This window comes from Vallicoccus soli (assembly GCF_003594885.1).
Classification (GTDB): Bacteria; Actinomycetota; Actinomycetes; order Motilibacterales; family Motilibacteraceae; genus Vallicoccus; species Vallicoccus soli.
The window spans coordinates 396,064-418,244 of the sequence record NZ_QZEZ01000002.1 but is presented as its reverse complement, the minus strand read 5'-3'; the positions used below and the strand labels follow the sequence as shown (position 1 = coordinate 418,244).

General features: G+C 77.1%; 25 protein-coding genes and 2 tRNA genes. 16 read left to right on the top strand and 11 right to left on the bottom strand.

Annotation, left to right across the window (positions count from 1 at the left end):
• Window positions 1-22: 22 nt before the first annotated feature.
• A complete protein-coding gene (locus D5H78_RS07190) occupies window positions 23-514 on the top strand; it encodes a hypothetical protein (RefSeq protein WP_218566327.1) in 492 nt (163 codons plus the stop codon).
• Here the strand turns inward: D5H78_RS07190 and D5H78_RS07185 are convergent.
• From D5H78_RS07185 to D5H78_RS19275, 3 genes are read right to left on the bottom strand one after another with little or no spacing between them, the layout of a single operon-like run.
• The gene (locus tag D5H78_RS07185) at window positions 511-1,593 is read right to left on the bottom strand and encodes a DNA topoisomerase IB (protein WP_165865641.1); all 1,083 of its coding nucleotides are present in this window, start codon (window positions 1,591-1,593) and stop codon (window positions 511-513) included. The two genes, D5H78_RS07190 and D5H78_RS07185, sit on opposite strands and share 4 nt — an antisense overlap.
• Window positions 1,594-1,596: 3 nt before the next feature.
• Window positions 1,597-2,025 carry a DUF5709 domain-containing protein gene (locus D5H78_RS07180; RefSeq protein ID WP_119949723.1) on the bottom strand — a complete coding sequence of 143 codons (429 nt, stop codon included), beginning with the start codon at window positions 2,023-2,025 and terminating at the stop codon, window positions 1,597-1,599.
• 40 nt (window positions 2,026-2,065) lie between these two features.
• Window positions 2,066-2,443 (bottom strand): YtxH domain-containing protein, encoded by a 378-nt coding sequence (locus tag D5H78_RS19275; protein ID WP_165865640.1) that lies wholly within the window; start codon window positions 2,441-2,443, stop codon window positions 2,066-2,068.
• A gap of 157 nt (window positions 2,444-2,600) precedes the next feature.
• On the opposite strand from D5H78_RS19275, the gene D5H78_RS07170 reads away from it, so the two are divergent.
• The 7 genes from D5H78_RS07170 (at window position 2,601) to D5H78_RS07140 (ending at window position 7,776) form a co-directional block, all read left to right on the top strand.
• Window positions 2,601-2,676 (top strand) — tRNA-Asn (locus tag D5H78_RS07170).
• 30 nt (window positions 2,677-2,706) lie between these two features.
• Window positions 2,707-2,780, top strand: a tRNA-Ile gene (locus tag D5H78_RS07165).
• Between the two features lie 193 nt (window positions 2,781-2,973).
• Window positions 2,974-3,801, top strand: a complete 828-nt coding sequence (locus D5H78_RS07160) for a GAF and ANTAR domain-containing protein (protein WP_119949722.1) — start codon at window positions 2,974-2,976, stop codon at window positions 3,799-3,801.
• Window positions 3,802-3,988: 187 nt separating this feature from the next.
• On the top strand, window positions 3,989-5,560 hold the full coding sequence (locus D5H78_RS07155; RefSeq protein ID WP_119949721.1) for an alpha/beta hydrolase domain-containing protein: 1,572 nt from the start codon (window positions 3,989-3,991) through the stop codon (window positions 5,558-5,560).
• 202 nt (window positions 5,561-5,762) lie between these two features.
• Complete coding sequence (locus D5H78_RS07150; protein WP_119949940.1) at window positions 5,763-6,641, top strand: ABC transporter ATP-binding protein; 879 nt, start codon at window positions 5,763-5,765, stop codon at window positions 6,639-6,641.
• Entirely contained in the window at window positions 6,638-7,522 is an 885-nt protein-coding gene (locus tag D5H78_RS07145; RefSeq protein ID WP_119949720.1) for an ABC transporter permease, read from the top strand. The genes D5H78_RS07150 and D5H78_RS07145 overlap by 4 nt, the downstream gene beginning before the upstream one ends.
• Window positions 7,519-7,776: a helix-turn-helix transcriptional regulator gene (locus tag D5H78_RS07140; protein WP_245941614.1), complete on the top strand. Its 258-nt coding sequence runs from the start codon at window positions 7,519-7,521 to the stop codon at window positions 7,774-7,776. The genes D5H78_RS07145 and D5H78_RS07140 overlap by 4 nt, the downstream gene beginning before the upstream one ends.
• Window positions 7,777-7,893: 117 nt before the next feature.
• Here D5H78_RS07140 and D5H78_RS07135 read toward each other — a convergent pair whose 3' ends face one another.
• From D5H78_RS07135 to D5H78_RS07120, 5 genes are all read right to left on the bottom strand, one after another.
• A complete protein-coding gene (locus D5H78_RS07135) occupies window positions 7,894-8,253 on the bottom strand; it encodes a hypothetical protein (RefSeq protein WP_119949719.1) in 360 nt (119 codons plus the stop codon).
• Between the two features lie 122 nt (window positions 8,254-8,375).
• Window positions 8,376-8,951, bottom strand: coding sequence for a hemerythrin domain-containing protein (locus D5H78_RS07130; RefSeq protein WP_119949718.1), 576 nt, complete (start codon window positions 8,949-8,951; stop codon window positions 8,376-8,378).
• A gap of 76 nt (window positions 8,952-9,027) precedes the next feature.
• On the bottom strand, window positions 9,028-9,204 hold the full coding sequence (locus D5H78_RS19270) for a hypothetical protein (protein WP_165865639.1): 177 nt from the start codon (window positions 9,202-9,204) through the stop codon (window positions 9,028-9,030).
• 34 nt (window positions 9,205-9,238) lie between these two features.
• A complete protein-coding gene (locus D5H78_RS19570) occupies window positions 9,239-9,733 on the bottom strand; it encodes a methylated-DNA--[protein]-cysteine S-methyltransferase (protein WP_245941613.1) in 495 nt (164 codons plus the stop codon).
• Window positions 9,730-11,250, bottom strand: coding sequence for an AlkA N-terminal domain-containing protein (locus D5H78_RS07120; protein WP_218566326.1), 1,521 nt, complete (start codon window positions 11,248-11,250; stop codon window positions 9,730-9,732). Before D5H78_RS07120 ends, D5H78_RS19570 begins: the two co-directional genes overlap by 4 nt.
• Window positions 11,251-11,372: 122 nt before the next feature.
• Between D5H78_RS07120 and D5H78_RS07115 the strand changes: the two genes are divergently transcribed.
• The 7 genes from D5H78_RS07115 to D5H78_RS07090 all read left to right on the top strand — a co-directional run bounded on the left by D5H78_RS07115 (window position 11,373) and on the right by D5H78_RS07090 (window position 18,170).
• Complete coding sequence (locus tag D5H78_RS07115; RefSeq protein WP_177891151.1) at window positions 11,373-11,822, top strand: MarR family winged helix-turn-helix transcriptional regulator; 450 nt, start codon at window positions 11,373-11,375, stop codon at window positions 11,820-11,822.
• Between the two features lies 1 nt (window position 11,823).
• Entirely contained in the window at window positions 11,824-14,319 is a 2,496-nt protein-coding gene (locus D5H78_RS07110; protein WP_119949715.1) for an MFS transporter, read from the top strand.
• A gap of 90 nt (window positions 14,320-14,409) precedes the next feature.
• A complete protein-coding gene (locus D5H78_RS19265) occupies window positions 14,410-14,676 on the top strand; it encodes a hypothetical protein (protein WP_165865638.1) in 267 nt (88 codons plus the stop codon).
• Window positions 14,673-15,062: a DUF2335 domain-containing protein gene (locus D5H78_RS07105; protein WP_165865637.1), complete on the top strand. Its 390-nt coding sequence runs from the start codon at window positions 14,673-14,675 to the stop codon at window positions 15,060-15,062. Before D5H78_RS19265 ends, D5H78_RS07105 begins: the two co-directional genes overlap by 4 nt.
• Before the next feature lie 83 nt (window positions 15,063-15,145).
• On the top strand, window positions 15,146-16,225 hold the full coding sequence (locus D5H78_RS07100) for an AAA family ATPase (RefSeq protein WP_119949713.1): 1,080 nt from the start codon (window positions 15,146-15,148) through the stop codon (window positions 16,223-16,225).
• Window positions 16,222-17,202: a DUF58 domain-containing protein gene (locus D5H78_RS07095; RefSeq protein ID WP_119949712.1), complete on the top strand. Its 981-nt coding sequence runs from the start codon at window positions 16,222-16,224 to the stop codon at window positions 17,200-17,202. The genes D5H78_RS07100 and D5H78_RS07095 overlap by 4 nt, the downstream gene beginning before the upstream one ends.
• Entirely contained in the window at window positions 17,199-18,170 is a 972-nt protein-coding gene (locus D5H78_RS07090) for a VWA domain-containing protein (RefSeq protein WP_119949711.1), read from the top strand. Before D5H78_RS07095 ends, D5H78_RS07090 begins: the two co-directional genes overlap by 4 nt.
• Before the next feature lie 172 nt (window positions 18,171-18,342).
• On the opposite strand, the gene cspE is transcribed toward D5H78_RS07090, so the two are convergent.
• Window positions 18,343-18,546 carry a transcription antiterminator/RNA stability regulator CspE gene (cspE, locus tag D5H78_RS07085; RefSeq protein ID WP_119949710.1) on the bottom strand — a complete coding sequence of 68 codons (204 nt, stop codon included), beginning with the start codon at window positions 18,544-18,546 and terminating at the stop codon, window positions 18,343-18,345.
• A 282-nt stretch (window positions 18,547-18,828) separates the two neighbouring features.
• Between cspE and D5H78_RS07080 the strand changes: the two genes are divergently transcribed.
• Window positions 18,829-19,323 (top strand): DUF3145 domain-containing protein, encoded by a 495-nt coding sequence (locus D5H78_RS07080; protein WP_119949709.1) that lies wholly within the window; start codon window positions 18,829-18,831, stop codon window positions 19,321-19,323.
• A 189-nt stretch (window positions 19,324-19,512) separates the two neighbouring features.
• Here the strand turns inward: D5H78_RS07080 and D5H78_RS07075 are convergent, their stop codons facing one another.
• Both D5H78_RS07075 and fabF read right to left on the bottom strand, forming a co-directional pair.
• Window positions 19,513-20,928, bottom strand: a complete 1,416-nt coding sequence (locus tag D5H78_RS07075; protein WP_245941612.1) for an acyl-CoA carboxylase subunit beta — start codon at window positions 20,926-20,928, stop codon at window positions 19,513-19,515.
• Window positions 20,925-22,181 (bottom strand): beta-ketoacyl-ACP synthase II, encoded by a 1,257-nt coding sequence (gene fabF, locus D5H78_RS07070; RefSeq protein WP_119949708.1) that lies wholly within the window; start codon window positions 22,179-22,181, stop codon window positions 20,925-20,927. The genes D5H78_RS07075 and fabF overlap by 4 nt, the downstream gene beginning before the upstream one ends.

Here is a 22,181-nt window from a genome sequence, read left to right as displayed (position 1 = left end):
GCGCGCGCCGTACGCTCGCGGGGTGCGCCTGCCCTCCCTGCCCGTCGCGCTGACCCCGCGCCGGCGCCCCCGCCCGCCCCGCGACCTGCCGCTCGAGGCGGGGGAGCGGGTGCTGGCCGGGGTCCCCGGGGCGTGGGCCACCCAGCGCGCCCTGCTGCTCGCCGCCGGGCCGGGCTGGGACCGGCTGCCGTGGCACGAGGTGCTCGCCGCCACCTGGGACGACGAGCGCGGCGCGCTGGCGGTGGAGTCGGTGCGCGGAGCGCGCGAGGTCGTGCTCGGCGAGCCCGGGCTGCTGCCGGAGACGGTGCGCGAGCGCGTGCAGTCCAGCATCGTGCTCACCCGGCACGTGCCGGTCCTCGGCCGCCGGGGCGTGCGCGTGGTGGCCCGCCGGGTGCCCGGGCGCGACGGGCTGCTGTGGCAGGAGGTGGCCGACCCCGGGGTGGACCCCGCGGACCCGCGGGTCCGCGCGGCGGTGGACCTCGAGCAGCGGCGCCTGCGCGCCGCGATGCTCTAGGCCGTCGCGAGCGCCTCGAGCGCGTCGGGGTCGCGGCTCACGTGCTCGGCGGGCGCCTGCTCCGGCGGCAGGCCCAGCAGGTCCAGGACAGCGCTCTCCACGGCGCCGTGGGTGGCCGGCGAGCCGTAGACGACGTCCTCGCCGAGGGACTCCAGCGCCGGCATGATCGTGATGCCGTCGTTGAACAGGTCGATGACCCGCGGGTCGATGTAGGAGCTGCGCGCGACGGTCGGGGTGTTGCCGAGGTAGTCCGAGACCTCCTTGACGACCCGGGTCACCGCGCGCTTGCGCGCGGTCGGCGACTGCGGCGCGAGGGTCGACACGGCCAGGCCGACGGCGGTGAGCACCGTGGCGTGCCAGGTCCGGAAGTCCTTCGCGCTCACCTCGCCACCGACGACCGAGCGGACGTACTCGTTGACCTCCGTGCTGCGCACGTCGCGCCACTCCCGGCCGACCTTGTACGCGAGGAGCTCGGGCTTGTCGTCCCGGCGGCGCTGCAGCCCGCGGACGACGGTGCGCACCTCGGGGTCCACGACCGACTGCAGGCGCTCCTTGCCGTGCTTGGCGAGGTACTCGAAGACCACCGTGTCGCCGTGCACGCTGACGTGCTCCCGGCGGATGGTGGCCAGGCCGAAGGTGCCGTTGTCCTCCGCGTACTCCTCGCTGCCGATCCGGAAGAAGCCGAGGTCGAGCAGGCGGAAGGCGCATGCGAGGACGCGCTCGCGGCCGTACCCCTGCTGCGCGAGGTGCCCGGCGACGACCTGGCGCGCGGCCGGGAGCCGGCGCGCGACCTGCAGCACGCGGTCGTGCTTGGCCTGGTCGCGCTGGACCCGCCAGGCGTCGTGGTAGCGGTACTGGCGCCGGCCGGCGGCGTCGGTGCCGACGGCCTGGATGTGGCCGTTGGGCCAGGGGCAGATCCAGACGTCCTGCCAGGCCGGCGGGATGACGAGGTCGCGGGCGCGCTGCACGTCCTCCGGGGACGCCGGCTCGCCGTCCGCGGTCACGTAGGAGAAGCCCCGGCCGCGCCGCACGCGGCGCAGGCCGGGGCCCTGGCTGTCCGAACGCCGGAGGCGCGGCACCGCTCAGCCCTCCTCGGGCTCCAGGTGCATGGCCTGCTCCTCGGGGGAGCCGCCGCCCGGCGAGCCCTCCTCGTAGGCGACCTCGTCCTTCTCCGTGTCGAACTCGGCGTCCCCGTCGGGAGCGACGAGCTGGCCCACCGGGTCGCCCCCGCCGGGACCGGTGCCGCCCTCGACGACCCGGTCGTCCTCGCCGGAGCCGAGCGGGTCGACGTACGGCTCGGGCTCCTCCGCGGCCAGGCGCTCGTCGAGCGTCTCGCCCTCGAGCTCCTCCTGGACCGTCGTGCCCTTGCTGTCCGAGCCGAGGTAGCCGTAGCTGCCCGGCAGGGAGCCCTCCTCGGGCTCGGGGTAGCGGTCGCGCTCGGGCGAGTCGTCGTCGACGACCTCGGGGAAGCCCTGCTCGATCGGGCGGTCCTCGAAGCTGGGGTCGGTCACCGTTCTCCTTCGCGGGGTGGTGTGCTGGTGGCGGGGCCGGTCAGGGCCGGCCGTTGCTGCCCGCCTGCGCGTCGGGGACCTCGATGGTGGTGGTCTCCATCGTCCCCGTGGCGCTGTCGTACGTCGTGAGGGTCACCTCGTCGGTCCCCCCGCCGGTGCCCCCGCCGCTGCCGGCGGAGGAGGCCTTGTCCTTGGCGGTGGACGCGAGGTCCTGGGCGGTCTGGGTCAGCTTGCCCTGCAGGTCGCCGGCGGTCTGCGTCACCTGCTCCTGGACGTCGCCGACCTTCTCCTGCACCCGCGGGTCCTCCCAGTAGCGCCGGGCGGTGCGCGCGATCTGGTCGTAGCGCTCGCGCCCGGCCCGGGCCCCGAGGACGTAGCCCACCGCGGCACCGGTGAGGAAGGCGGCCTTCGTGCGCATGGTGTCTCCCCTGGTAGGTGGTTGGTCGCGCAGGTCTCGGCGCGCTGCCAGCCGATCTACCCCCGGGCCGCCCGGGGTGAACCCCACGGGCCGTGCCGGGGCACGGACGCCGATGAGGTAGGGTCTGGCGCTGAACGAGGGCCTCCGGGCCGTTCGGTCCCGCGTAGCTCAATCGGCAGAGCATCCGACTGTTAATCGGACGGTTACTGGTTCGAGTCCAGTCGCGGGAGCCACCCCCTCCCGGCGGTGGGCCCGCCCCTCGGGGGGCGGTAGCTCAGCCGGTCAGAGCAGGGGACTCATAATCCCTGGGTCGTGGGTTCGAGCCCCACCCGCCCCACCCCCGCTCCTCCGCGCGCCGGCGCACCGCTGCCCGCGGTCCTCGCGGTGCCGCCGCACCGTGCCCCGTCGCCGTGCCCCGTCGCCGTACCCGGCGCCGTGTTCGACGCCGCCGACGGCAGGACAGTGCAGCCGACGACCCGACGGCTCGAGCACCGGGGCCGGCACGGGGCGCAGGCGGGAGCGGGGACACCATGGACAGTCGCGGTGCGCTGGGCACGAGCACGGCGGGGACCGGCCTCGGGGGGTGGGGCCCCGGCGGGGACGGGCACCACGACGGGCACCCGGGCGACCTGGCGGTGCTGCTGGACGCGGGACGCGAGGCCCCTGACGCCCCGGACGGTGCGGCGCTGGGCGAGCCCGGTGGGATCGAGCAGCTGGTCGCCGCCGCGGTGGCGGTCGTCCCGGGCGTCCAGCAGGCCAGCTCCTCCCGCGCCGACGGCTCGGGGGCGCTGCGCAGCGTCGCCGCCACGGGCGTCCTCGCCGCCGAGGTCGACCGGCTGCAGCAGCGCCTCGGCGAGGGGCCGTGCCTCGACGCCCTGCGCGGGGAGCCGGTGGTGGCGGTGTACGACGTCGACGCCGAGGAGCGGTGGCCGGGGTTCCGCGCCGGAGCCGCGGAGCTGGGGCTCGGCGGGTGCCTGCCCGTGCGCGTGCGGGCCGGCGACGAGGACCTCGGGGCGCTCAACGTCCACAGCCCGTGGCCGGGCGCCCTCGACGGCAGCACGCTGGACGCCCTGCTGCTGCTCGTCGCGCAGGCGAGCGCCGACGCGGCCCACGCCGGCCCGGCCGCACCCGTCCTGGCCCGCCTCCCCGCGGTGCTCGGCGACCACGACGTCGTCCGGGTCGCGGCCGGTGTGCTCGTCCAGCGGACGGGCGCCACCCCCGGCGAGGCCCTGCTCGTGCTCACCCGGCTGAGCCGCGCGCTCGCCCGCCCGCTGCCGGTCGTCGCCGCGGACGTGGTGGACCTCGCCGTCACCCGCGCCACCGTCGCCCCGGCCGTCGGGTCGCGGCGGCGGTCCTGACGCTGCGGCAGCCGCCGCGCGACCCCGCGACCGGTCCTGCGCGTCGGGGCGCTCCCGGGTGTTCGGCATCGTCGACCGCTCGCCCTTGTCGCCCACCGTGCAGCACCCGAGACTCCTCGCTGTCACACCCCCGGGCTGCCGGACGGCGACGACGCCGCGGCAGCCCCCTCGACGACGAGGAGCGAACGTGATCAGCAGCAGACTCCGCGGTGCCCGCGACGCGGTGCTGGCAGCGGGCCTGGCGGCCGCGCTGGCCGCGGCCCTGGCCCCGGCGACGGCGCCGCCCGCACGGGCCGCGGCCCCGGTGCGCGGCGAGGCCGCGACGGTGACCGGCCCCCTCGCGACGACCCGGGACTCGCACCCCTTCGGCGGCGCGGCCTTCCAGGAGGTCCCGCAGGACCTCGCCGACGTCGGCTACGTCGAGGAGGAGTACCTCGCGAGCGGTGAGTCCGACGTCTACTCGTGGCCCGCCGACGCGCCCGCGGTAGTCCGCACCGAGGACGCCCCGTACACCACGCGCGTCCTCGTGCGCCGGCCGGCGAAGGGCGCGGCGTTCAGCGGCAACGTCGTCGTCGAGATGCTCAACCCGTCGAACCTCTTCGACCTCAACATCGGCTGGGCCCTGGCCCACGAGCAGATGATCGCCAACGGCGACACCTGGGTGGGCATCACCGCCAAGCCCATCGCCGTCGACGCGCTGAAGACCTTCGACCCCGAGCGGTACGGCGACCTGTCCTTCGCCAACCCGCTGCCGCTCGACGACCCGGCGAACTGCGAGACCGTGGCCGCGGACAGCTCGCGCACCACGGAGAACGGCCTCGTCTGGGACATCTACACGCAGGTCGGCAACTGGCTGCGCAGCGACGCCCGGTCCAACCCGCTGCGCTACGGCACCCGCCACACCAAGGTGACGAAGGCGTACGGCCTGGGCTACTCCCAGACCGGCGGCTACCTCGTCAACTACATGAAGGCCATCCACCCGCTCGTCGTGCAGGCGCAGGGCCGGCCGACGTACGACGCGTACCTCGTCGGGGTCGCGGGCGGCGGCTTCGCCGGGGCGTACCCGATGAACCAGTGCGAGCCGGCACCGCCGGTCGGCGACCCGCGCCGCAGCCTCTACGGCGTCGGGGTGCCGGTGATCCAGATGATGTCGCAGTCGGACTACCTGCGCGGCATCGGCTCGCGCCGCCCCGACAGCGACACCCCGGGGGACCGGTTCCGGCACTACGAGATGGCCGGCGCGGGGCACGCCACCCCCGACGAGCTCTACTACTCCGCCCGCGCCGAGGACATCGTGCAGGCGGACCGCGCCGTGCCGCCGCAGTCCTGCGACCAGGGCCCGCGCAGCCGCTTCCCCAGCGACATCTTCTTCAACGCGGCGCTGCGCAACCTGGACCGCTGGGTGCGCGCCGACGTGCCGCCGCCGCACGCCGACCCGATCGTCGTCCGGTACGGCGAGCCGGTGCTCGACCGCTTCGGCAACGTCCGGGGCGGCATCCGCTCGCCGTACCTCGAGGTGCCGACGAGCACCTGGTACGGCACCGCCACCGGCGCGTCGTTCTGCTTCATCGCCGGCTACGAGGTGCCGTTCCGCCAGGCCCGGCTCGAGCGGCTGTACGAGGTGAGGGACGGGCGGAGCCCGGAGTACGTGCGGGCCGTGACGCGCAGCGCGCAGCGCCTGGAGCGCCAGGGCTTCCTGACCTCCTTCGACGCGCGCCAGATCATCCGGGAGGCGCGGACCACCGACATCTTCCGCTGACGACCCGCTGGACCACCCGACGTCCCCGCAGCGCCCCCGCGCACCCGTGCGCGGGGGCGCTGCCGTGTCCGGTGGTGCACGAGGTAGCAGCACTGGTGCTGTCGATGTAGCAGTCCTACTATCGGCGGCAGCGGTCCGGCCGGCGGGGAGGTGCACGGTGCGGGGGAGTGGCGCGGCGGTCGTGCGGGCGCGCGGCCTGCGGATGGCGTACGGGACCCACGAGGTGCTCGGCGGGGTCGACCTCGACGTGGCCGCCGGGGAGGTCGTCTGCCTGCTGGGGCCCAACGGCGCCGGCAAGACGACGACGCTGGAGGTCCTGGAGGGCTTCCGGGTCCCCTCGGCGGGCGAGGTCGCGGTGCTCGGGCAGGACCCCGCGCGGGCCGACGACGCCTGGCGGGCCAGGGTCGGTGTGGTCCTGCAGTCCTGGCGCGACCACTCGCGCTGGACCCCGCGGCGCCTCCTCGAGGGGCTGGGCGGCTACTACGCCCCGTACGCCGTGCCGGGCCGGCCCCGCCCCCTGCCGGCGGACGAGCTGCTGGGGCTCGTCGGGCTGCGCGCGCAGGCGGACCAGCGTCTCGGCACGCTGTCCGGCGGCCAGCGGCGGCGCCTCGACGTCGCCGTGGGCATCGTCGGGCGCCCGGACGTGCTGTTCCTCGACGAGCCGACGGCCGGGCTCGACCCGCGCGGCCGGCACGACGTGCACGAGCTCGTCCACCGGCTCTGCGACCTCGAGGGCACGACGGTCCTGCTCACGACGCACGACCTGGCCGAGGCGGAGCGGCTGTCCGACCGCATCCTCGTGCTCGCCGGGGGCCGCATCGTCGCCGACGGCAGCCCCGACGCGCTCGCGCGGGAGGTGGCGGCCACCAGCGAGGTGCGCTGGAGCCGCGGCGGCGAGCGCTTCGTGCACGCCACCGACGACGCGACGGGCTTCGTGCGCGGGCTGCTGGCCCAGCACGGCGACGTCGAGGACCTCGAGGTCCGCCGGGCGAGCCTGGAGGACACGTACCTCGAGATGGTGCGGCGCCACGAGCAGCCGGGCGCCGTGCCGCCCGCGCGCGGCGTGGAGGTGGTCCGGTGAGCGCCCCCGTCGCCCCCGCCGCCCCGGCCGGCGCGACCCGCCACGCGGTGCGGCTCGGCCTGCGCCGCGGCTGGACCGAGTTCCTCCTCAGCGTGCGCAGCCCGCAGGACCAGGGCTTCTACCTCTTCACCGCCGTGGTGTCCGTCGGCTACCTGTGGCTCAACCGCGACGGCGAGGTCGAGGGGACGACGCTGTCCTTCCCGACCGTGGCCCTGCCCAGCGTCCTCGCCGCGCTCGCCGCCTTCGGCGTCTTCATGGGGCCGGTCTTCGCGCTCGCCATGGAGCGCGAGGACGGCACCCTGCTGCGGCACAAGGCGGTCCCGCACGGGATGCAGGGCTGCGTCACCGGCCAGCTCGTCCTGCACGCGCTCTCGGCGGTGCCGCAGCTGCTCGTCGTGCTCGTGCCCAGCTGGCTGCTCTTCGACGGGCTGGTGCGCACCGGGGCGGGCGGGTGGCTCGTGCTCGCCGGCGTCGTCGTGCTGGGGATGGCCGCGCTCCTGCCCTGGGGCATGGTCGTCGGGGCGCTCGTGCCCAGCACCCAGAAGGCCGGCACCTGGGGGATGCTGCCCGTCCTGGTCGTCGTCGGCATCTCCGGCGTCTTCGTGCCGCTGCAGCAGATGTGGGGCTGGCTCCAGGCGGTCGCGCAGGTCTTCCCGGTCTACTGGCTGGGGCTCGGGCTGCGCTCGGCCGTCCTCCCGGACGCGGCCGCGGCCCTCGAGGTCGGCGGCTCGTGGCGCACCGGCACGACGGTCGCCGTCCTCGGCGCGTGGTGCGTCGTGGGCCTGCTCGTCGCCCCGCCGGTGCTGCGCCGGATGGCCCGCCGGCAGTCGGGGTCGCAGGTGCAGGCGGCCCGCGACGCGGCGCTGCAGTGGGTGCGGTGACGCGGGTGCCGGGCACCGAGGCCGTGCACAACCGCATCGCGCTGCTGCGCGCCGAGCAGGGCGTCACGCGCCGCGAGCTCGCCGACGCGCTCGGGGTGCACTACCAGACGGTCGGCTACCTCGAGCGCGGCGAGTACAGCCCCAGCCTGCACCTCGCCCTGCGGATCGCCGCCTTCTTCGGCCTGCCCGTCGAGGCGGTCTTCTCCACCGAGCCCTTCCCGCGGGTCAGCGACCTGCACCGGCGCTCCGGCTGAGGGCGGCGCCCCTGCGGGCGCGACGGGCGGCGGAGACCAGGGGCGCGCGGTGCGGCCCGCGCGACGTCACGCCGCCCGTCGCACCCCGCACGGATGCCCTGCCGGGCGGCCCCCCACTCACCCGGGGCAGGAGTGGTCGCGGGTGGACGCCCGGACGGCGCGCGCGGCGCTGCCGAGGTCGGGGGCCAGCGGGACGCCCGCGGCCTCGAGCGCGTCGAGCAGCGCGTTGCACGGGCACCCCGCCGTCACCACCCGCAGGTGCTCGTCCGCGACCGCCGCCTCGGCGCACAGCCGGACGAGCGCGGCCTGGCCCGGGCGGTCGCCCGGCAGCAGGTCGTCGAGGTGGACGACGACCGGGGCGCGCCGGGCCAGGGGGCGCTGCAGCCCGGCGCGCAGCGCGGCGACGACGGGCTCGTCGAGCGGGCCGGACGGGGCGAGCACGTCCACGCCGCGGTGGACGTACGAGGTGACGGGCACGGGGGCACTCCTCGTGGGGCACCGGGACCGGCCGCTGCGCTGGAGCCGGGTGCCGCGGCTGCCCCCTCCCCCGCGCCCCACACCTCCCGCGCGACGCACCTGCCCGGGCCCCCGTCCCGCGACTAGACGTCCCGGTGCGCGAGCCGGTCGCGCAGGCGGTCCACGAAGCCCACGCCCGGGCCGACGAGCTTGTGGAACAGCTCGGAGTGCGGGGCGGCCGGGTGCGGCCGGGTCGGCGCGAGCTGCTCGGCGCGGCGCACCTGCTCGGCCATCTCCAGCATGCGCTCGCGCGGCACCCGGGCCCGCAGCAGGGGGAACTGCTCGCCCTCCTCGTCGCGCACGTGGTCGCGCAGGGTGGCCTCGAGCCGGCCCACCACCTCGAGGAACTGCGCGTCGGCGGCGTCGAGGCCCTCGAGCGCCTTGAGCTGCTCCTCGAGCTCCTGGTGCTCGCGGGTGTCGTGCTCGACCGCCGCCTCGCCGTCGGGCAGGTGGTCCCGGACCGCCGGGTAGACGTGCATCTCCTCGGCGACCGCGTGGCGCATGAGCTCGGCGGTGAGGACGTCCGCCAGGTCGCGGCGGACCTCGGGCCGTCCGGCCGCCTGGATCTCGTCGACGAGGTCGAGGAACTGGCGGTGCTGCCGGGTGAGGACGTCGACGACGTCGTCGCCGGGGGCGCTGTCGTACGGGCGGTCGGTCACGGGGTCCTCCAGGGGAGCGCGGCGCGGTCGATCACCGCGCGGGTACCCGCGGGGGAGCGCCCCACGCGCCGCGCGCTCAGTCCGCGTCGCAGTCCACGCCGAGCGCGGCCGTCCCGCCGAGCGCACCGCCGGCCGCCAGCAGGCCGAGCGCGCCCCAGCGCCGTTCCGGCGCGTCGTCGGTGGTGAGGTGCACGGCCTCGGTGGCCTCGAGCGGCACGCGCTCGGGCATCGTCCGGTAGTCGGGCTCGGTCACGACGGCCTCCTCGCTGGTCACCGCTCGGGACCCCTCAGAGCACCAGCGCCCCGGCCTCGAGGTCGAGCAGCGCGCGCTTGCGCTCCAGGCCGCCAGCGTAGCCCGTGAGCGTGCCGCGCGCCCCGACCACGCGGTGGCAGGGGACGACGATCGACAGCGGGTTGCGCCCGTTGGCCAGCCCCACGGCGCGCGCCGCGCCGGGCGCCCCCAGCCGGCGGGCCAGGTCCCCGTACGAGGCCGTGCCGCCGTAGGGGATGGACCGCAGCGCCTCCCAGACGCGCAGCTGGAAGGCCGAGCCGCGGGGGGCGAGCGGCAGGTCGAAGGCGCGCAGGTCCCCGGCGAAGTACGCGGCGAGCTGCTCCGACGCGGTGCGCAGCACCGGGTGCGCGTCGTCGCTCCTCCACGTCCCCCGGTCCGCCGGAGGGTGGCGGTGCGGGGTGAAGAGCACCGCCCGCAGGCCGTCGTCGCCCGCGGCGACGAGCAGGTCGCCCACGGGACTGGGCAGGACGGTCGTCCAGGTGGTGGTCACGCGGTCCTCCGGGAGGGCTCGGCGGGCTGGTCGAAGACGCCGAGGCTCGACCAGGCGTGCAGGAGGGCGTACGAGCGCCAGGGCGCCCAGCCGGCTGCGGCGCGGGCGGCCCCGGCGGGCGAGGCGTCCGCGACGCCGAGCCCGGCAAGTGCTTTCCGGGCGGCGAGGTCGCCGGGCAGGAACACGTCCGGGTCGCCGAGCGCGCGCAGCCGCACGTACGACGCCGTCCACGGGCCGATGCCGGGCAGGGCGACGAGGCGCGCGGCGGCCTCGTCCCGGTCGACGCCGCGCTCCAGGCGCAGGCGGCCGGTGTGCAGCGCTCCCGCCAGGGACCGCAGCGCCCCACCGCGCGCCCGCGGCAGGGCCAGCGTGGCGGGGTCGAGGTCGGCGAGCGCCTCGGGGTCCGGGAAGAGGTGCGTCAGCCCGCCGCTCGGCTGAGCAAGCGGTTGCCCGTGCGTGAGGACCAGGCGCCCGGCGTGGGTGCGCGCCGCGGCCAGCGAGACCTGCTGGCCCAGCACGGCCCGTACGGCCAGCTCGGCCCCGTCGTCGTGGCCGGGCACCCGCAGTCCGGGGCGCCCGCGCACCAGGTGGCCGAGCAGCGGGTCGGCGCCGAGGAGCGCGTCGACCGCCTCCGGGTCGGCGTCGAGGTCGAACGTGCGCCGGGCGCGCTCCACCGCGGCGCCGACGTCGCGCAGGTCCGCGAGGTCGAGCTCGGCCCGCACCGCGTCCCCGTCCGGCGTGAGCGCCACGACCCCCGGGCCGTGCGGCAGGCGCAGGGTGCGGCGGTAGGTGCCGTCCACGACCTCCTCCACCCCCACGACGGCGTGGGCGGCGAGGAAGGCCACGACCGCCGCCCCGTCGAAGGGCGGGCGGGCCGCGAGGCGCAGCACCAGGCGGCCCGCGCCCGGCGCCGGCGCACCGGGCGCCGCGGCGGTGCGGCCGCGGCGCCCGGCGGCCGCGCGCAGCTCCCCGGGGGCGGCGGCGTACACCTCGCGCACCGTGTCGTTGAACTGCCGGACGCTGGAGAAGCCGGCGGCGAAGGCGACGTCGGCCAGGGGCAGCCCGGTCGTCTCGACGAGCAGGCGCGCCGCGTGGGCCCGCCGGGCCCGGGCCAGCGCGAGCGGCCCCGCCCCGAGCTCGCCGACGAGCTGGCGGTGCAGGTGGCGCTCGCTCAGGCCGAGGCGCCGGGCGAGGCCGGGGACGCCCTCGCGGTCGACGACGCCGTCGGCGATGAGCCGCATCGCGCGCCCCGCCACGTCGGAGCGGACGTCCCAGTCGGGCGAGCCCGGGACGGCGTCGGGGCGGCAGCGCTTGCAGGCGCGCAGCCCGGCGCCCTGGGCGGCGGCGGTGGAGCGGAAGAAGCGGACGTTGGCCCGTCGCGGCGTGACCGCGGGGCAGCTCGGGCGGCAGTAGATGCCGGTGCTCGTGACGCCGGTCCAGAAGACGCCGTCGAACCGCGGGTCGCGGCTCTGCACGGCGCGGTAGCACCGCTCGGCGTCGTCGGTGAGGAGGTCCACGCCAGCGATCCTGCCACCGCGCCGGTCCCGCTTCCGGCGGGAATCGGACGCGTGCGTGGGCAGCCCCGCGGGGCGGCACGGAAGGTGCTTGCAGCATGCAACTGCCGGGGTACGCTCGTCGGGTGACCGCCCCCGCCCCCGCGCCCCGCACGGTGCAGGCGCTGTACGCCGTCGTGCGGGGCCTGTCCGCGCCGTCGGCGCGCGACGCCCGCCCGCCGAGCACCTGGCACCTGCTCAAGCTCCTCTCCGCGCGCCCGCTGCGCACCGCCGACCTGGCCGCGCTGTCCGCGCTCGACGCGTCGACGGTGAGCCGGCACGTCAGCGGCCTCGAGGACGACGGGCTCGTGCGGCGCGAGCCCGACCCGGGCGACCGGCGCTCCAGCCGGATCGTCCTGACCCCGGCGGGGGAGCGGGCGTACGACGAGGCCGTCGCCCGGCGCGCCGACCTGCTCGGGTCGGCGACCCGGGAGTGGGCCGACGCCGACCGGGAAGCCCTGGCCCGACTCCTCGAGCGGCTGGCCGACGCGCTGCTGCCGGCCGCCGACGCCCACCACCCCGCGCAGGAGGCCTGACGTGGCGAGCACGACCCCCGACGCCCGCGCCGCCGCGGGCGGCCCCGGCCCCGACGGGGGCGAGGAGCCGCAGTACCTCAGCCACCGCCAGATCCTCGTGGTGATGGCCGGCGTCATGAGCGGCATGCTGCTGGCCGCCCTCGACCAGAGCATCGTCGGGACGGCGCTGCCGACCATCACCAGCGAGCTCGGCGGGCTCGACAAGCTCTCGTGGGTCGTCACGGCGTACCTGCTCACGGCGACGGCGATGACGCCGCTGTGGGGCAAGCTGTCCGACCTCTACGGGCGCCGCCTGGTCTTCCAGACCGCGATCGGGATCTTCCTCGTCGGGTCGGCGCTGTGCGGCTTCGCCCAGGACATCTACCAGCTCATCGGCTTCCGGGCGCTGCAGGGCGTGGGCGGCGGCGGGCTCTTCGCGATCGCGCTCAGCATCATCGGCGACGTCGTCCCCCCGCGCGAGCGCGGCCGGTACGGCGGCTACTTCGGCGCCGTCTTCGGCGTCTCGAGCGTCGCCGGGCCGCTGCTCGGCGGCTTCTTCACCGACGGCCCCGGCTGGCGCTGGATCTTCTACATCAACCTCCCGATCGGCGGCGCCGCGCTCGTCATCACCTCGGTCGCGCTCGCCGGGGCCCGCACCACCCGCCGCCGCCACGCCATCGACTGGCTCGGCGCGCTGCTCGTCGTGGCCTCGGTGACCGCGCTCCTGCTCTACCTGGAGTGGCGAGGGCGCGACTACGGCTGGGCCGAGGGCGGCGCGCTCGCGCTGCTCGGCGCGGCGCTCGCGCTCGCCGCCCTCTTCGTCCTCGTCGAGACCCGGGCCGCCGAGCCGATCATCCCGATGTCGCTCTTCCGGAACCCGGTGTTCGCCGGCGGCAACCTCTTCACGTTCCTCGGCGGCGCCGCGATGTTCGGCGGCATCATCTACCTGCCGGTCTACTTCCAGACGGTCCAGCAGATGTCCGCGACGCGCTCCGGCCTCGCGATGCTGCCGGTCGTCCTGGGCATCCTCAGCGCCTCGATCACCTGCGGGCGCCTGCTCGACCGCACCGGGCGCTACAAGCCCTTCCCGGTGGTGGGCGCCGTCCTGCTCGTCGCCGCGTTCCTGCTGCTCAGCCGGGTCAGCCCCGAGACGCCCTACCTCGAGATCGCGGCGTACATGCTGCTGCTCGGCATCGGCCTCGGCTGCCAGATGCAGACCCTCATCACCGCCATCCAGTCCTCGGTGCGCCCCAGCGAGATCGGCGCCGCCACGGGCTCGGTGACCTTCTTCCGCCAGATGGGCGGTTCCATCGGCACCGCCGTCTTCGGCGCCGTGCTCTCCAGCCGCCTCGCGACGTACCTCGCCGAGGAGCTGCAGGGCGCGCCGGGCGGCGCGCAGGCGGCCTCCGGCGTCGACCCCAACGACGTGGCCGCCATCCGCGCCCTGCCCGAGGCCGTGCGCGAGCGGGTGCTCAGCGCCTTCGCGCGCGCCATGGACGACGTCTTCCTCACGGCGGTCCCGCTGCTCGTCCTCGCCCTGCTCGTCGCCCTGCTGCTCAAGGACGTGCGGATCCAGCAGGGGCCGGTGGCCGCGGGCCCGGCCGGGCCGCCCGCCGTCGACCCGGCCCCCGCGCCCACGGCCGCCCCGGCGCCCGCCGCCGAGCGCGTCCCCCCGGGGGCTGGGCCGGCCCCCGCGCCGGCCCCCGCGCCGGCCCCCGCGCCGGCCCCCGCGCCGGGCGCTGGGCCGGGCCCCGCGCCGGGCGCGGTCGCGGGCACCGTGCGCGGGCAGGACGGCGCCCCCCTGGCGGGGGCGGTGCTCACGCTCACCGACGCCGCGGGGCACCAGGTGGACCTCGCCCGCACCGGCGCCGACGGCGCGTACCGCCTCGTGCCGCCGGACGGCGGCGCTCACCTGCTCATCGCGACGGCGCCCGGGCACCAGCCCTCGGCGACGATGGTCTCCGTCGGCGCCGAGCAGGTCCGCCGCGACGTCCGCCTCGAGGCCGCGGCGCGCATCGAGGGCCGGGTGCTGCGCCACGAGCCGGCAGGGCCGGTGCCGGGAGCGCGGGTCACGCTCAGCGACGCCCGGGGCGAGGTCGTCGCCGCGGCCACGGCGGACGAGGACGGGGCGTACGCCTTCGCCGACCTGCCGCCCGGCGACTTCGTCGTCTCGGCCGCGGCGCCCGGGCACCGCCCCGCCCTCGAGCGGGTCCCCGTCGACGGCGCGGCGACCCTGCAGCGCGACCTCCTGCTCGCGGCCACCGGCGCGCTCGCCGGCACGGTCCGCCGGGCCGGTGACGGCGCGCCGCTCGCGGGCGCGACGGTCACGCTCGTCGACGCCACCGGCGTCGTCGTCGGCAGCGAGGTCACCGGAGCCGGCGGCACGTACGCCTTCGCCGACCTCGCCACCGGCGCCTACGTCCTCACCGCGAGCGGCTACGCGCCGGTCGCGCACGAGGTCGAGGTGCGCCCCGGCGGCGAGGACGAGCACGACGTGGTCCTCGGCGGCGGCGCCTGACCCGTCCCCGCGGAGCCGCCCGGGCCCGGACCGCGGGCGGCGGCGGCGCGCGTCCCGGGGCGCGGGCCGCCGCGGTCCTAGGGTGGTGCCGTGCCCGCCACCCCGCGCCGCCCGCGGCGCCCCACGACGCTCTACGGCCTGCCGCTGCCCAGCGCGCGGCACGGCGTCGGCTCGGTCGCCGCGGTGGCCGGCACCGGGCGGCTGTGGACGATGGCGGCCCGCTTCGGCCCCGAGCGGCTCGTCGACGGGTCCGACCTCGCCCGGATCACGGCGGACGTGCACGCCAACCTCGAGCGCCTCGAGGGGCTCGACGCGATCACGGGCACCGGCCCCGGCACGGGGGACGGGGCCCCGTGAGCGACCGCCGCCGCACCGACCGGCCCGCGGGGGCTCCCGCCGCCCCGGCCGCGGCCCCCGCCCCGCCCACCGGACCGCTGCCCTCGCCGGACGCGGTGCAGCGCTACGAGCAGGTGCTCCCCGGCGCCGCGGACCGCATCATGAAGCTGCTGGAGAGCCAGTCCGAGCACCGGATGGACATGGAGACCGCCCTCGTCGAAGGGGCCCTGCGCACCGAGCGGCTGGGGCAGGTCTTCGGCCTCGGCATCGTCGTGCTCGTCTTCGCCGTCTCCGCCTGGCTCATCGACGGCGGGCACGGCATCTCCGGGACCGTCCTCGGCGTCACCGACCTCGTCGCCCTCATCGCGGTCTTCCTGCGCGGGCGCGGCGACACCTCGCAGCCGTGAGCAGCCTGAGAAGTCGCTGAGAGTACGCCCGCCGGGACGCTCCCCGCGGGCGTACCGGCGCCGCGGCGGGTCACCATGGCTGCATGGCCCACCCCACCACCGCCGGCGCGGAGCTCGAGCGCGCCCTGTTCGAGGTCAAGCGCGTCATCGTCGGCCAGGACCGGATGGTCGAGCGGATGCTCGTCGCGGTCCTCGCCCGCGGCCACGTGCTCCTGGAGGGCGTGCCCGGCGTCGCGAAGACGCTCGCGGTGCAGACGCTGGCGCAGGTCGTCGGCGGGTCCTTCGCCCGCATCCAGTTCACCCCGGACCTCGTGCCGAGCGACGTCGTCGGCACCCGGGTCTACAAGCCCTCGACGGAGTCGTTCGACGTCGAGCCCGGCCCGGTGTTCGCGAACTTCGTCCTCGCCGACGAGGTCAACCGCGCCCCGGCCAAGGTGCAGTCCGCGCTGCTGGAGGTCATGGCCGAGCGGCAGGTGAGCCTCGGCGGCACGACGTACCGCGTCCCCGACCCGTTCCTCGTCCTCGCCACCCAGAACCCCATCGAGAGCGACGGTGTCTACCAGCTGCCCGAGGCGCAGCGGGACCGGTTCCTGCTCAAGGTCCACGTGCCGTACCCGACCGCAGCCGAGGAGGTCGCCATCGTCGGGCGGATGAGCGTGGCCCCGCCCAGCGCGTCGCAGGTGCTCGACCCGGACCGGCTGCGCGCGCTGCAGGGGGCGGCCGACCGGGTGTTCGTGCACCACGCCGTCGTCGAGTACGCCGTCCGGCTCGTCCTGGCCACCCGCGACCCGGCCGCGCACGGGGTGCCCGAGGTGGGGCGGGCCCTCGCGTACGGCGCCGGCCCGCGCGCCTCGCTCGGCCTCGTCGCGGCGGCGCGGGCCCTCGCGCTGCTGCGTGGGCGGGACTACGTGCTGCCGGGCGACGTCGGCGACGTCGCCGAGGACGTCCTGCCGCACCGGCTCGTGCTGTCCTTCGACGCCCTCGCCGACGGCATCGACCCCCGCCAAGTCGTCGAGCGGGTGCGCGCCGTCGTGCCCCAGCCGCGGGTCAGCCCCGGGCAGGACGCCGCTGCGGGGGCGCCGGCAGCGGCGGGCGCCGGCGGGGGAGCGCACGCGGCCGACGAGCCGACCGTGGTCCTCGACCACGAGGAGCGCGGCGCGTGAGCGGGGTCCTCCCGCTCGTCCCCGGGGCGCGTCCGGGGGCGCCCGGCGCGCCGGAGGCGGCGCTGCGGCGCCTCGAGCTCACCGTGACCCGGCGCCTCGACGGCCTGCTCCAGGGCCAGCACCTGGGGCTGGTGCCCGGCCACGGCTCGGAGCCGGCGGAGTCGCGCGAGTACGTCCCCGGCGAGGACGACGTGCGCCGGATGGACTGGGCGGTGACCGCCCGCACCACGGTCCCGCACGTGCGGGACCTCGTCGCCGACCGCGAGCTCGAGACGACGCTGGTGGTGGACGCCAGCGCGAGCATGGACTTCGGCACCGCCCTCATGGAGAAGCGCGACCTGGCCGCGGGCGCCGCGGCGGCCGTCGGCTTCCTCACCCTGCGCGGCGGCAACCGGCTCGGCGCCGTCGTCGCCCACGAGCGCGGCGTGCGCCGGCTCCCCGCCGCGCAGGGGCGCGAGCCGCTGCTGCGCCTGCTGCGCCTGCTCGTGACCGCGCCGCGCTCGGAGGCGGACCGGCGCGGACCCGCGCCCGGCGGGGCGGACCTCGCCGCCGCCCTGGGGACGGCGCTGGCGCAGGCGCGCCGCCGCGGGCTCGTCGTCGTGGTCTCCGACTTCCTCGACGGGGACCCGGTGGACGGCGACGTGCCGTGGGAGCGCCCGCTGCGCCTGCTCGCCGCGCGCCACGACGTGCTCGCCGTCGAGGTCGCCGACCCGCGCGAGCACGAGCTGCCGGACGTCGGGCTGCTCGCCGTGGTCGACCCGGAGACCGGCGCCCGCCGCGACGTCTGGACGGGCTCGCGGCGCCTGCGCGAGCGCTACGCCGCCGCGGCCGCCGAGCGGCGCGACGCCCTCGCGGCGGTGCTGCGGCGCAGCGGCGCGCGGCACCTGGCGCTGCGCACCGACCGCGACTGGGTGCGCGACGTCGCCCGGCACGTGCTCGCCGAGCGGCGCACCCGGGCGCTGGGGGCCCGCCGGTGAACCCGCTCACGCTCTCCTTCGAGGCCCCCGCCCGGCTGTGGCTGCTCCTCGGCGTCCTCGCGCTCGTCGTCCTCTACTTGCTGGCCCAGCGCCGCCGGCGCGACTACGCCGTCCGCTTCACCGCCCTGGCGCTGCTCGACAAGGTCGCGCCGCGCCGGCCGGCGTGGCGACGGCACGTGCCCGCCGCGGCGTTCCTGGGCTGCGTCGCCCTGCTCGTGCTCGCCGTGGCCCGCCCCGAGGCCGACACCCGGGTGCCGCGGGAGCGGGCGAGCGTGATCGTCGCCGTCGACACCTCGATCTCCATGCAGGCGACCGACGTGGAGCCCTCGCGCTTCGCCGTGGCCAAGGAGGCGGCGGCGGACTTCGTCGACGAGCTGCCGGAGGACTTCGCCGTCGGGCTGGTGTCCTTCAACGGCGGGGCCACGCTCGAGGTGGCCCCGACCCGGGACCACGAGGCGCTGGCGGCCGCGGTGCAGCGCCTGCAGCTCGGGCCCTCCACCGCCATCGGCGAGGCGGTGTACGCCTCGCTCGCCGCCATCGAGGCCGAGGCCGCGTCGGTGCAGGGCGGCGACGGGACCCCGGCCCCGGCGCGCATCGTGCTGCTCAGCGACGGGACCAACACCGTCGGGCGCGGGCCGGAGGACGCGGCCGACGCGGCGTCCGAGGCGGGGGTCCCCGTCTCCACCATCGCGTACGGCACCGAGGACGGCGTCGTGGAGACCCAGGGCCAGCTCGTCCCGGTGCCGGTGGACGCCGAGGCGCTGGCCGCCCTCGCCGAGGCGACCGGGGGGCAGGCGTACGAGGCCGCGACGGGCGACGAGCTCGGCGAGGTGTACGACGACATCGGCGCGTCGATCGGCTACCGGGTGGAGCGGCGCGACGCGACGACCTGGTTCGTCGGGGGAGCGCTGCTGCTCGCCCTCGCGGCGGCCGCCGGGTCGCTGCGGTGGTTCGCGCGCCTGCCCTGACCCGGGCGTCCCGGCCGGCGCCCCCACCCCCAGCAGGGACCCCGGCAGCGGGGGCCGGCAGCACGGCCCCGGACGCACGTCGGCCCTGGACGCACGTCGGCCCCGGTCCCCCTGAGGGGGGCCGGGGCCGGTGCGCGGCGGGCGGCTGCGCGCCGCTGTCAGCGGGTCGTCGTCAGAGGGCGCGGACCTGCTCGGCCTGCGGGCCCTTCTGGCCCTGCGTGACCTCGAACTCGACGCGCTGACCCTCGTCGAGCGAGCGGTAGCCGCTGCCCATGATGGCCGAGAAGTGGACGAAGACGTCGGCCGAGCCGTCGTCGACGGCGATGAAGCCGTAGCCCTTCTCGGCGTTGAACCACTTCACGGTGCCCTGCGCCATGCTGCTTCTCCTCGGTGGAACCTGCAGGTCGGCCGCGCGTGGTGCGCGGCAGGGTGCGTCCGGCTCCCACCGGCGTGCTGAGCACCACTGCGGGCTTCGGTCGACCGCTCGGAGCGTACACCGCGTGCGCGCACGCGCACGAGGGTCGCGCAGGGCGACACGCGCGGTGCTGCTGGTGCTGGCGGGACGCGTGGTGCAGACTGTGCGAGGAGCAGGAGCCGCAGGGACGTCCGCGGGTCGAGGTCGCAGGGGAAGGCGCACCTCGGACAGCAGGAGGTTCCGGTGACGACTCGTGGTGTGGTGTTCGTGCACGCCGCTCCCGCCGCGCTGTGCCCGCACGTCGAGTGGGCGCTCGGCGCGGTCCTCGGCATGCGCGTGTCCCTGGACTGGACGCCGCAGCCCGCCGCGCCCGGCACCTACCGGGCCGAGCTGTCGTGGCAGGGCCGCGCCGGTCTGGGCGCCTCGCTGTCCTCCGCGCTGCGCCGCTGGACGCCGCTGCGCTTCGAGGTCACCGAGGAGCCGTCCCGCGGCACCGAGGGCGAGCGCTACGCGTACACCCCCGACCTCGGCCTCTGGCGCGGCACCACCGGCGTGCACGGCGACGTCCTCGTGGGTGAGGACCGGCTGCGCACGGCCATGGAGCGCGCCGCCGCGGGGGAGGGCACGCTCGAGGGCGAGGTCCGCGCCCTGCTCGGCGCCGCCTGGGACGAGGAGCTCGAGCCCTTCCGCCACGCCGGCGAGGGCGCGCCGGTCCGCTGGCTGCACCAGGTCGTCTGACGGACCCCGCCCTGGTCCGCGGGGCCGCAGGGGGCGCGGGCGGGGAGTTGCATGATCGCGGCCGGGCGGTCGCATGATCGCGGCCGGGCGGTCGCATGATCGCGGGCGGGGAGTTGCATGATCGCGGCCGGGGGCTGCAGTCCTGCAGGTCCCCGGCCGCGATCATGCGCCTGCCCGGCGCCGCCGGGGCTAGAGCGGGATGTTGCCGTGCTGCCCGCGGGTGCGGGGGGCCTCGGCGATGACGCGGGCGATCGCGCCGCGGGTCACGGCGGGCTCGACGACCTCGTCGACGACGCCGATCTCCTGGGCGCGGGCGAGGCCGCCGGCGAGCACCTCGTGCTCCTCGGCGAGCTCGACCTCCACCTGGGCCCGGGCGTCCTCGGGCACCTCGGCGAGCTTGCGCCGGTGCAGGATGCGCACCGCCGCGACCGCGCCCATGACGGCGACCTGCGCGCCGGGCCAGGCGAACACCCGGGTCGCGCCGAGCGAGCGGGAGTTCATGGCGATGTACGCGCCGCCGTACGCCTTGCGGGTCACCAGCGTGACCCGCGGGACCGTGGCCTCGGCGAAGGCGTGCAGCAGCTTCGCGCCGCGGCGCACCACGCCGTCCCACTCCTGGCCGACGCCGGGCAGGTAGCCCGGCACGTCGACCACGACGACGAGGGGCACGCCGAACGCGTCGCACATCCGCACGAAGCGGGCGGCCTTCTCCGCCGAGGCGGAGTCGAGGCAGCCGCCGAGGCGCATCGGGTTGTTGGCGACGACGCCGACGGTGCGCCCGCCGAACCGCCCGAGCGTCGTCACGACGTTCGGCGCCCAGCGCGGGTGCAGCTCGAGCGCCGACCGGTCGTCGAGCAGGTCGGCGATGAGGGGGTGCACGTCGTACGCCCGCTTGAACGACTCCGGCAGCGAGGCGGCCAGGTCGACGTCGGCGACCGCGCCGAGGTCCAGCTCGCCCTGGTCGCCGAGGAGGGCGGCGAGGCGGCGAGCCTCGTCGTACGCGTCCTGCTCGGTCTCGGCGACGACGTGGACGACGCCGGAGCGGCGCCCGTGCGGCTCCGGGCCGCCGAGGCGCAGGGCGTCGACGTCCTCGCCGGTGACGGAGCGGACGACGTCCGGGCCGGTGACGAAGACGCGCCCGTCGGGGCCGAGGATGACGACGTCGGTGAGGGCGGGGCCGTACGCGGCGCCGCCGGCGGCCGGCCCGAGCACGACGCTGATCTGCGGGACCTTGCCCGAGGCCCGCGTCATGATCGCGAAGACCTGCCCGACGGCGTGCAGCGAGACGACGCCCTCGCGCAGCCGCGCGCCGCCGGAGGCCCACAGGCCGACGACGGGGACGCCGTCGGCGAGGGCGCGCTCGTACGCGGTGAGGATGACCCGGCAGCCCTCCTCGCCCATCGCGCCGCCCTGGATCGTCGGGTCGGACGCGAACGCGACGACCCGCGCGCCCTCGACCAGCCCGACCGCGGCGAGCATGCCGCTGCGGTCGACGTCGGTGATGAGCTCGCAGGTGCCCTCGTCGAAGTAGCGGCGCAGGCGCAGGACCGGGCTGCGCGGGTCGATCTCGACCGCGAGGTCGGACCCGCTGGCGGTGGCCGTCACGACGCCCGGTCCGCGCGCAGCACGAGGGCCACGTTGTGCCCGCCGAAGCCGAAGGAGTTGTTGAGCGAGACGCCCTCGCCGATCGGGCGCGGCTCGTTGGCGACGACGTCGAGGCCGATGTGGTCGTCCGGGTCGTCGACGTTGATGGTCGGCGGGATGGTGCCGTGGCGCATCGCGAGGATGCAGGCGATGGACTCCACGGCCCCGGCGGCGCCGAGCAGGTGCCCGGTCATCGACTTCGTCGAGGTCACCGGGATCTCGCGGCCGCGGTCGCCGAAGGCGGCGCGGATGGCGAGCGCCTCGGCGATGTCGCCGACCGGCGTGGACGTGGCGTGCGCGTTGACGTGCGCGATGTCCGACGGGGTGACGCCGGCGTCCTGCAGCGCGGCGAGCATGGCGCGCGAGGCGCCCTTGCCGTCGGGCTCGGGCGCGGCGATGTGGTGCGCGTCGGACGTCATGCCCGCGCCGAGCACCTCGGCGTAGACCGTCGCCCCGCGCGCCCTGGCGTGCGCCTCGGACTCCAGGACGACCACGCCCGCGCCCTCGCCCATGACGAAGCCGTCGCGGCCCTTGTCGTAGGGCCGGGAGGCCCGGGCGGGCTCGTCGTTGCGCGTCGACAGGGCCTGCATCGAGTTGAAGGCGGCCAGCGGCAGCACGTGGATGCACGCCTCGGTGCCGCCGGCGATGACGACGTCGGCGCGGCCGGAGCGGATCATCTCGGTGCCGTAGGCGATGGCCTCGGCGCCCGACGCGCAGGCGCTCACCGGGGTGTGCACGCCGGCGCGCGCCTCGACCTCGAGGCCGATGGCGGCGGCGGGGCTGTTGCCCATGAGCATCGGCACCGTCAGCGGCAGGACGCCGCGCGGGCCGCGCGCCTTGAGGCGGTCGTACGCGTCGAGCAGCGTCGTGACGCCGCCGATGCCCGACGCCACGGCGACGCCGATGCGGTCGCCGTCCACCTCGGGGGCGCCGGCGTCCTTCCAGGCCTCGCGGGCCGCGACGAGCGCGAACTGCGCCGAGCGGTCCCAGCGCTTGGTCTCGGGCTTGCTCAGCACCTCGGCCGGCTCCACGGCGATGGTGGCGGCGATGCGGACGGGGAGCTGGTGCTCCTCCACCCACGGGTAGGGGAGCGTCCGGACGCCCGAGCGGCCCTCGAGCAGGGCCGACCAGGTCGACGCGACGTCGCCCCCGAGGGGGGTGGTCGCACCCAGTCCGGTGACGACGACGGTGGTCCGCTGGTCGGCCCCGCTCAT